This is a genomic window from Streptomyces niphimycinicus (assembly GCF_018883605.1).
Taxonomy (GTDB): Bacteria; Actinomycetota; Actinomycetes; order Streptomycetales; family Streptomycetaceae; genus Streptomyces; species Streptomyces niphimycinicus.
Genome location: NZ_JAHLEM010001357.1, coordinates 1 through 427, shown reverse-complemented (window position 1 = coordinate 427; position 427 = coordinate 1). Strand labels below are relative to the sequence as shown.

1 protein-coding gene is annotated in these 427 nt (G+C 78.2%); it reads left to right on the top strand.

The features are described 5' to 3' along the window. A partial coding sequence (locus KN815_RS49725; protein WP_507229946.1) for an NsdA family TPR-like regulatory protein occupies window positions 1–427 on the top strand: 427 nt, incomplete at both ends.

Genomic DNA, 427 nt, shown 5'->3' with positions numbered 1-427 from the left:
GGCCGCCGCCCCGGCGGGCGGGGCGGCGGGTGGGGGAGGCCGAGGCCGCCGCCGTGGAGGAGGCCGTACGACGGATCCGGGTGCTGGACGACCAGCACGGCGCCGATCCCCTCTACGCCCACACCGCCAAGCCGCTGAGCGCCGCCTACGCACTGCTCGACGCGGGCGGCTACAGCCGCTCGATCGCCGAGCGGCTCTTCGCGGGCGCCGGTGAACTGGCCATCTCGGTGGGCTGGCTGGCCCATGACTCCGGGCGGCTGTCCGACGCGCGGTCGCACTACGCCGAGGCCCTGGCCACCGCACGCGTCTCCGGCGACGCCGCCCTGGAGACCCACGCGTTCTGCAACACCGCCTTCCTCGCCCGCGACGCCGGGCGCCCCCGCGAGGCCGTACGGGCGGCGCAGGCGGCCCAGCGGGTCGCCGAGCG